7 protein-coding genes are annotated in these 7,344 nt (G+C 71.8%); 1 reads left to right on the plus strand and 6 read right to left on the minus strand.

Going from position 1 to position 7,344, the window contains the following annotated elements:
* Positions 1-183: 183 nt before the first annotated feature.
* Together G5C51_RS38215 and pdxH are read right to left on the minus strand one after the other, a co-directional pair.
* Positions 184-1,572 (minus strand): PAS domain-containing protein, encoded by a 1,389-nt coding sequence (locus tag G5C51_RS38215; RefSeq protein WP_165244884.1) that lies wholly within the window; start codon positions 1,570-1,572, stop codon positions 184-186.
* A gap of 361 nt (positions 1,573-1,933) precedes the next feature.
* Positions 1,934-2,557: a pyridoxamine 5'-phosphate oxidase gene (gene pdxH, locus G5C51_RS38220; protein ID WP_165244894.1), complete on the minus strand. Its 624-nt coding sequence runs from the start codon at positions 2,555-2,557 to the stop codon at positions 1,934-1,936.
* A gap of 367 nt (positions 2,558-2,924) precedes the next feature.
* Between pdxH and G5C51_RS38225 the strand changes: the two genes are divergently transcribed.
* On the plus strand, positions 2,925-4,034 hold the full coding sequence (locus G5C51_RS38225) for a citrate synthase 2 (RefSeq protein ID WP_165244886.1): 1,110 nt from the start codon (positions 2,925-2,927) through the stop codon (positions 4,032-4,034).
* Here the strand turns inward: G5C51_RS38225 and G5C51_RS38230 are convergent.
* The 4 genes from G5C51_RS38230 to G5C51_RS38245 form a co-directional block, all read right to left on the minus strand.
* Positions 4,031-4,654: a TetR/AcrR family transcriptional regulator gene (locus G5C51_RS38230; RefSeq protein ID WP_165244888.1), complete on the minus strand. Its 624-nt coding sequence runs from the start codon at positions 4,652-4,654 to the stop codon at positions 4,031-4,033. The genes G5C51_RS38225 and G5C51_RS38230 overlap by 4 nt on opposite strands.
* Positions 4,642-5,397: an enoyl-CoA hydratase family protein gene (locus G5C51_RS38235; RefSeq protein WP_165244890.1), complete on the minus strand. Its 756-nt coding sequence runs from the start codon at positions 5,395-5,397 to the stop codon at positions 4,642-4,644. The genes G5C51_RS38230 and G5C51_RS38235 overlap by 13 nt, the downstream gene beginning before the upstream one ends.
* A 9-nt stretch (positions 5,398-5,406) precedes the next feature.
* Positions 5,407-6,573: an acyl-CoA dehydrogenase family protein gene (locus G5C51_RS38240; protein WP_165244892.1), complete on the minus strand. Its 1,167-nt coding sequence runs from the start codon at positions 6,571-6,573 to the stop codon at positions 5,407-5,409.
* The coding region (locus G5C51_RS38245; protein ID WP_338118463.1) for a biotin/lipoyl-containing protein at positions 6,570-7,344 on the minus strand (775 nt) is incomplete at its 5' end. The genes G5C51_RS38240 and G5C51_RS38245, both read right to left, overlap by 4 nt.

The raw sequence follows: 7,344 nt of genomic DNA on the forward strand, positions 1-7,344 counted from the left end.
GGCTACGGGAGGAGTGGGGGGCGGGGGCTGGGTTGAGCTGCCGGGTGGCGGTTGCCCTGCCCTTATAAGCCCCAACCGCTATAAGCCCAACGGCTATAAGCCCAACCGCCTATAAGCCCATCCGGCGTTTGAGGATTCCGTGGCGAAGCCACAGGATGCCGCGCCGCAGGCGCGAACCCAGCGCTAGCCCAGCAGCTCCGCAAGGTCCAAGGCGGAGGCGACCCGGACGGCGACGTCCTCCGCGTACTCCGCGTCGGCTCGGGTGAAGGCCTTTCGCGATGAGCGGCGTAGGAAGGTCACCACTCCCAAGGTCCGCCCACGGCTGCGCAGCACAGCGCAGAGGGCGTGCACGCTTCCGTCCGGCCACTTGCGGGCCGCTGCCCAGCCCGAGGCGACCGCGTCGCCCGCGCCGCCGCAGCTCGATCGCACCGAGCCGCCGCGCTCCACTGCCTGGAGTGCCGGATGGCCGGCCGGGTAGCGGAGCGGGAAGCCGCCCGGGCCCGTGGGCAGGCACGGGCCCGGGCCCGCGGCCGGGGTCGCCGCGACCCGTACCAACTGGACCTGTGCGGCGGCCTGGTCCGGCGCAGCCGGGTGCTGCAGGTCGATCAGGGCGTCATCCGCGAAGCCCGCCAGTGCGAAGTCCAGATAGACCGTCGCCGCCTCCATCGGCTCCTCGCACTCGGCTGCTGCACGGCCCGCCCGGTGCAGCTGGTGGTCGCGGAAGCGCAGTACCGAGGCCTCCTGCTCTGCGAGTTTGGCCTCCGTGATGTCCTGGAAGAGCCAGCCGACTCCCAGCGGCACCGGCTCCTCCGCCAGCGGCGAAGCCAGCCGCACGAAGGCGCTGCGCCAGCATCGGCGGCGTACCGGCTCGCCGGCCTCGCCGCGGACCGCCACCCAGACGTCGGCAGGGGCCGATGGTGCGCCCTGCGCCATCACATGCTGCAGCGCGCTTTCCAGCTCCTCGACGCCCTGCTCGAGCAGCTCGCCGAGCGGGCGCCCGAGGAGTGCCGAGCGGCCGGTGCGCAGCGCCCTTGCCGCCTGTCCGTTGGCCACCGCGGGACGCAGATCGGCGTCTACGAGCACGACACCCCACGCCGCGTCCTCGAAGAGGGCCTCGCTCAGGGCGATCGAGCGCTCCAGGTCGATCTGCGCGTGCACCTCGCTGAAGGCGCAATAGACACCGGCCGGTTCGCCGCCTGCCGTCCGCACTCCCGCCGACTGCGTTCGTACGAGAACCCGGCGGCCGTCCTTCGTCAGCAGTGCGAATTCATGCACCTGGCGGCCCGGGGCGCCCATCGCCGACAGCAGGCGTTCCTTGATCTCCTCGGCGTCCTCGTCCCGTACCGCCCAGCCGGCGAGTCCGTCGCGGCCCACGGCCTCCTCGGTGGTCCACCCCAGCAGATGTTCCGCCTCGCGGTTCCAGTGCGTTACCCGGCCCTCGGCGTCGAACGCGCACAGCGCCGCATCCATGCCGTCCAGCAGCGCGGCCAGCAGGTCAGGGCGTCCCGGAGGCGGCACCGGCGCGTCGTCCGAGGCCGCCCCCGGCCGCTTCGTGTCGCGCGTAGCACTCATCCCGGCACCCCCTGCTGGACCCGTGGCTGCTGCGATCATTCAACCTCGAACGTGACGCAGCCCACACCCACTTCGCCCAATTCTTTATTCGGTTGAGAGCGGATCCGGTCGTGCCTAGTGTGTGGGGCACACGAGAAGGGAGGTGGTTCGGCAGATGATTGATTACCGGACGCGTGAGGTGACTGCGGGCTAGTCGTCCGCTGTTGCGCTTCGAGCGCCAACGCCGGACCGGGGTGCGAGCGGTGCACCCAGCCGGCCCAATCCCAAGCAGTTGCCCGACCCGCGGCTCGCCGGTACGTCCGGCCGGCCCCCTCCTGGGGACCAGAGTCGCGGGTCGACTGCGTTCTGCGGAGCTACAGAGCTACGGGCAGAGGCGCTCCACTGCCCACTCCCCGTCGGCGAGGACATAGCGCAAGCGATCATGCAGCCGGTTCTCCCGCCCCTGCCAGAACTCCACCGCCTCCGCGATCACCCGGAAGCCGCCCCACTCCGGTGGCGCCGGCACCTGCTCCCCCTCCGGATAGCGCGCCGTCAACTCCGCGTACCGCCGGTCCAGTTCCGCCCGCGTGCCGACCACCGCCGACTGGTCGCTCGCCCACGCGCCCAGCTGCGACCCGTGCGGCCGCGTCCTGAAGTACGCGGCGGTCTCGTCCCGCCCGGTCCGCTCCGCCGTGCCGCGCACGATGACCTGCCGGGCCAGCGGATGCCAGGGGAAAAGCAGCGAGATATACGGATTCGCCGCCAGCTCCCGCCCTTTTCGCGAGCCGTAGTTCGTATAGAAGACGAAGCCCCGCTCGTCATAGTGCTTCAGCAGCACCGTCCGCGAACTGGGCCGCCCGTCCGCGTCGGCGGTCGAGACCACCATGGCGTTGGGCTCGTAGAGCCCGCTCTCCGCGGCCTGCTTGAACCAGCGGTCGAATTGCTCGTACGGGCCGGGCGCCAGCTCCTCCTCCGCCAGACCGGCGGAGCGATACGAGGCGCGCATGTCGGCGGGGTCGTAGTCAACGTGTCGCACGCACTCATCTTGTCAGCCAAGCCGCCGAAAGCCCGAACAGTTTGCCCAGCGGACCACTGACGTAATCCTCCTGGCCGCGGATCGGTCAGTGTGGACCATGTCACGGTGCCTCGCATGTGCGTGACCCGACAGAATCAGGCAGCGGAGCACTGTAGACCTCCTCCGCTTGCGGGATATCGTGGCCGGGCTCGCGGGTGGGTGAGGCCGCCCCGAGCGGGGCATACACCTCATGCTCAAAACCTGGGGTGACGGCGTTACGGAACGCGAGCTGACGAGCCGCGGAACTCGTATATCGCCGCCCCGGCATCGCTGATGACCATCACGAGGGAGCCGCCTGATGTCCGACTTCGTACCCGGACTCGAAGGAGTAGTCGCGTTCGAGACGGAGATCGCCGAGCCCGACAAGGAGGGCGGCGCGCTCCGATACCGCGGCGTCGACATCGAGGACCTCGTCGGTCATGTCTCGTTCGAGAACGTGTGGGGGCTCCTCGTCGACGGCGCCTTCAAGCCGGGGCTGCCGCCGGCCGAGCCGTTCCCGATCCCCGTGCACTCCGGTGACATCCGCGTCGACGTGCAGTCCGCGCTGGCGATGCTCGCCCCGGTGTGGGGCATGCGGCCGCTGCTCGACGTCGACGAGGCGCGGGCCCGCGAGGACCTCGCGCGCGCGGCCGTGATGGCGCTGTCGTACGTGGCGCAGTCGGCGCGCGGGCAGGGGCTGCCGATGGTGCCGCAGAAGGAGATCGACAAGGCCAAGACGGTCGTCGAGCGGTTCATGATCCGCTGGCGCGGTGAGCCGGACCCGAAGCATGTGGCCGCGGTGGACGCCTACTGGACGTCGGCTGCCGAGCACGGGATGAACGCCTCGACCTTCACGGCCCGGGTCATCGCCTCGACCGGCGCGGATGTCGCGGCCGCCCTCTCCGGTGCCGTCGGCGCCATGTCCGGGCCGCTGCACGGCGGCGCGCCCTCGCGCGTGCTGCACATGATCGAGGAGATCGAGCGCACCGGCGACGCGGACGCGTACGTCCGGCAGGCCCTCGACAAGGGCGAGCGGCTGATGGGCTTCGGGCACCGGGTCTACCGCGCCGAGGACCCGCGGGCGCGGGTGCTGCGGCGCACGGCGAAGGAGCTCGGCGCGCCGCGCTTCGAGGTCGCCGAGGCGCTGGAGAAGGCGGCGCTGGCGGAGCTGCACGCGCGGCGTCCTGACCGGGTGCTGGCGACGAACGTCGAGTTCTGGGCGGCGATCGTGCTGGACTTCGCCGAGGTGCCGGCGCACATGTTCACGTCGATGTTCACCTGCGCGCGGACCGCGGGGTGGAGCGCGCACGTACTGGAGCAGAAGCGGACCGGCCGGCTGGTGCGCCCGTCGGCGCGCTATGTGGGCCCGAAGACGCGAAGCCCGCGCGACATCGAGGGCTACGACGCGATCAAGACGCCGCTGCGCTAGCTCGGACGGGCGGGCTGCGTCAGGGCCCGGTCCAGCAGCTCCGCCCAGTGCGTGGCCACGTGCTCGCGGCGGGCGCTGTCGTCCGTCAGGACGTTCGCCAGGCCCAGGCCGCGGGCCATGTCCAGGAAGCCCTGGATCGTTTCGCGGACGCCCGGGACGGACTCGTCCGCGTCGAGGAGTTCCACCGCCATGCGGTGGGCCTCGCGGCCGACGCGGGCCTCCAGGGCGGTGACGCGGGGGCGCAGGCCATCCTCGTTCGCGGCGGCCACCCAGAGTTGCAGGGCGGCGCGGAAGAGCGGGCCCGCGTAGAGCTCGACGAGGGCGCGGGCCACCGCGGTGCGGTCCGCGCCGTCCTTCTCCGCGAGCAGGTCGCGGAGCGCCGCCGAGCGCTGCGCCGCCACGTGTTCCACGGCCGCCGTGAAGAGGTCCTCCCTGGTGGGGAAGTGGTGCTGGGTGGCGCCCCGGGAGACGCCCGCCCGCTCCGCCACCACCGTCACGGTGGATCCGCTCCAGCCGTGCTCGGCAAGGCAGTCGACCGCCGCCTCCAGGAGCCGCTGCCGCGTGGCGCGGCTGCGGTCCTGGCGGGGGGCGCGGCCGCGGGGGCGGGTCACCGTGCCCATGCGGGGTCCCGCTTCTCGAGGAAGGCCATCATGCCCTCGCGCGCCTCGTCCGAGCCGAAGAGGCGGGCGGAGAGGGCGGCCAGGTCGTCCGTATCACGGTCAAGGGCACGCCGGACGTCGGCGGTCACCAGCTTCTTCGACTCCGCCAGGCCCTGCGGGGAGGCGCGGCGGATGCCCTGGAGGATCGGGCCGAGGGCCATTTTCGCGCTCATGGCGGCGATGGTGACCAGGCCGATACGGGCCGCCTCGGCACCGTCGAAGGGCTCACCGGTGAGGAAATAGCGGGCCGCGGCGCGGGCGTCGATGCGGCACAGCAGCGGGATGGAGATCACGGCCGGGGCGAGCGCGAGGCGCGCCTCGGTGAAGGCGAAGGACGCGCCCGTCCCCGACACCACGATGTCGCAGGCGCCGAGGAGGCCGATGCCGCCCGCCCGCGCATGACCGCTGATCCGCGCGATCACCGGTTTCGGCAGCTCGACGATCGCGCGCAGCAGCGCGGCCAGGGCCAGCGGCCCCTCGATGGCATCCGCGGAAGCGGCCTCCGACAGGTCCGCGCCCGAGCAGAAGGTCTCCCCGGTGTGGGTGAGCACCACGGCCCGGACGGCGTCGTCGCGTTCGGCCGCCGCCAGCGCCTCGTGCAGCTCCCGCAGGAGCCGCGCGGAGAGCGCGTTGCGATTGTGCGGGGAGTCGAGGGTGAGCGTGGTGATGCCCTCTTTGGTCTTGCTCCGCACCAGCGGTTCCATGTCTCCCCCTCAGTACGACTTGGGCAGGCCCAGGGTCTGGTGGGAGACGTAGTTGAGGATCATCTCCCGGCTGACCGGCGCAATCCGGGCGACGCGGGCCGCCTGGATCATCTGGGCGAGGCCGTACTCCGTGGTCAGGCCGTTGCCACCGAGAGTGTGGACCGCCTGGTCGACGGCCTTCACGGCGGCTTCCGCGGCAGCATACTTCGCCATGTTCGCGGCCTCCCCGGCGCCGGTGTCGTCGCCGATGTCGTAGAGCGCGGCCGCCTTCTGCGTCATCAGGCGGGCCAGCTCGATCTCGATGTGCGCCTGCGCGAGCGGGTGCGCGAGGGCCTGGTGGACGCCGATCGGGCCGCCTTTCCAGACCTGGCGGGTACGGGCGTAGTCGAGGGCGCGGGCGAGCGCGTGGCGGCCCATGCCGATGGCGAAGGCGGCGGTCATGATGCGCTCGGGGTTGAGGCCCGCGAAGAGCTGCAGCAGGCCCGCGTCCTCGTCGCCGACGAGGGCGTCGGCCGGGAGCCGTACGTCGTCGAGGACCAGCTCGAACTGCTTCTCCGGGGCGAAGAGTTCCATCGAGATCTGCGAGCGGGAGAAGCCCGGGGTGTCGCGGGGGACGATGAAGAGGCAGGGCTTGAGATTCCCGGTCTTCGCGTCCTCCGTACGGCCCACGATGAGGGTGGCGTCGGCTATGTCGACGCCGGAGATGAAGACCTTGCGGCCGGTGAGCAGCCAGTCGTCGCCGTCCCTGCGCGCGGTGGTCGTGATCCGGTGCGAGTTGGAGCCGGCGTCCGGCTCCGTGATGCCGAAGGCCATCTTGAGGGTGCCGTCGGCCAGGCCCGGGAGCCACTGCCGCTTCTGCGCCTCGGTGCCGAAGCGGGCAATCACGGTGCCGCAGATGGCGGGCGAGACGACGAGCATGAGGAGCGGGCTGCCGGCGGCGCCGAGCTCCTCCAGGACGATCGCCAGCTCGGCGATGCCGCCGCCCCCGCCGCCGTACTCCTCGGGCAGATTGACCCCGAGATAGCCGAGCTTGCCGGCCTCCGCCCACAGCTCGTCGGTGTGCTTGCCCTCGCGGACCACGTTGGCGAAGTACTCGCGGCCGTAGCGGTTGCCGAGCGCGGAGACCGCGGCGCGGAGGGCCTGGTGCTCTTCGGTCTCGAGGGTGGGGCTGCTCATGGGGTGTCCTCCTGTACGACGGCGAGCAGGGCGCCGACCTCGACCTGGCGGCCGGGTTCGGCGTGGAGCGCGGTGAGGGTGCCGGAGGCAGGAGCGGTGATCTTGTGCTCCATCTTCATGGCCTCCAGCCAGAGGAGCGGCTGTCCTTGGATGACGCTCGCGCCCTGCGCGAGCCCTTCGGCGATACGGATGACCGTGCCGGGCATGGGGGCCAGGAGCGAGCCCGGGGCGGCGTGCGACGCGGCTTCCGGGAAGCGGGGCTCCTGGCGGAGGGCGATGTTGTTCACGTGGACGGTGTCGTCGTCGGCGTACGCGGTGACCTCGTAGGTGCGGCGGACGCCGTCGGATTCGAGGGTGACGTGGGTGGGGGTTGCCGTAACGACGGTGATGCCCGGGAAGTCGTGCGGGTCCGGCTCGTAGCCGGTGCGGGTGCGGTGGTAGCGGATCTCGTGGCGGGTGCCGTTTGTTGCGTAGACCTTGAGCTGGGGCTGTGAGGGGACGTTGCGCCAGGCTCCGTAGCCCTCGCGGGCGGCGGCGTCGGCGATCGCTGCCGCGAGGGCGGCGAGGCCGCTGCCTGGGGGCGGAGTGGTCAACTCCGCGAGGTGGCGGTCGTAGAAGCCGGTGGTCATGCGGGCTTCGGCGAACTCCGGGTGGCGGAGGGAGCGGAGGAGGAGATCGCGGTTGGTTACGGGGCCGTGGATGCGGGCTGTGTCGAGGGCGCGGGCGAGCTTGCGGAGGGCTTCGGGGCGGGTGGGGGCGTGGACGATGACC

This window comes from Streptomyces coryli, from assembly GCF_011044975.1.
Taxonomy (GTDB): Bacteria; Actinomycetota; Actinomycetes; order Streptomycetales; family Streptomycetaceae; genus Streptomyces; species Streptomyces coryli.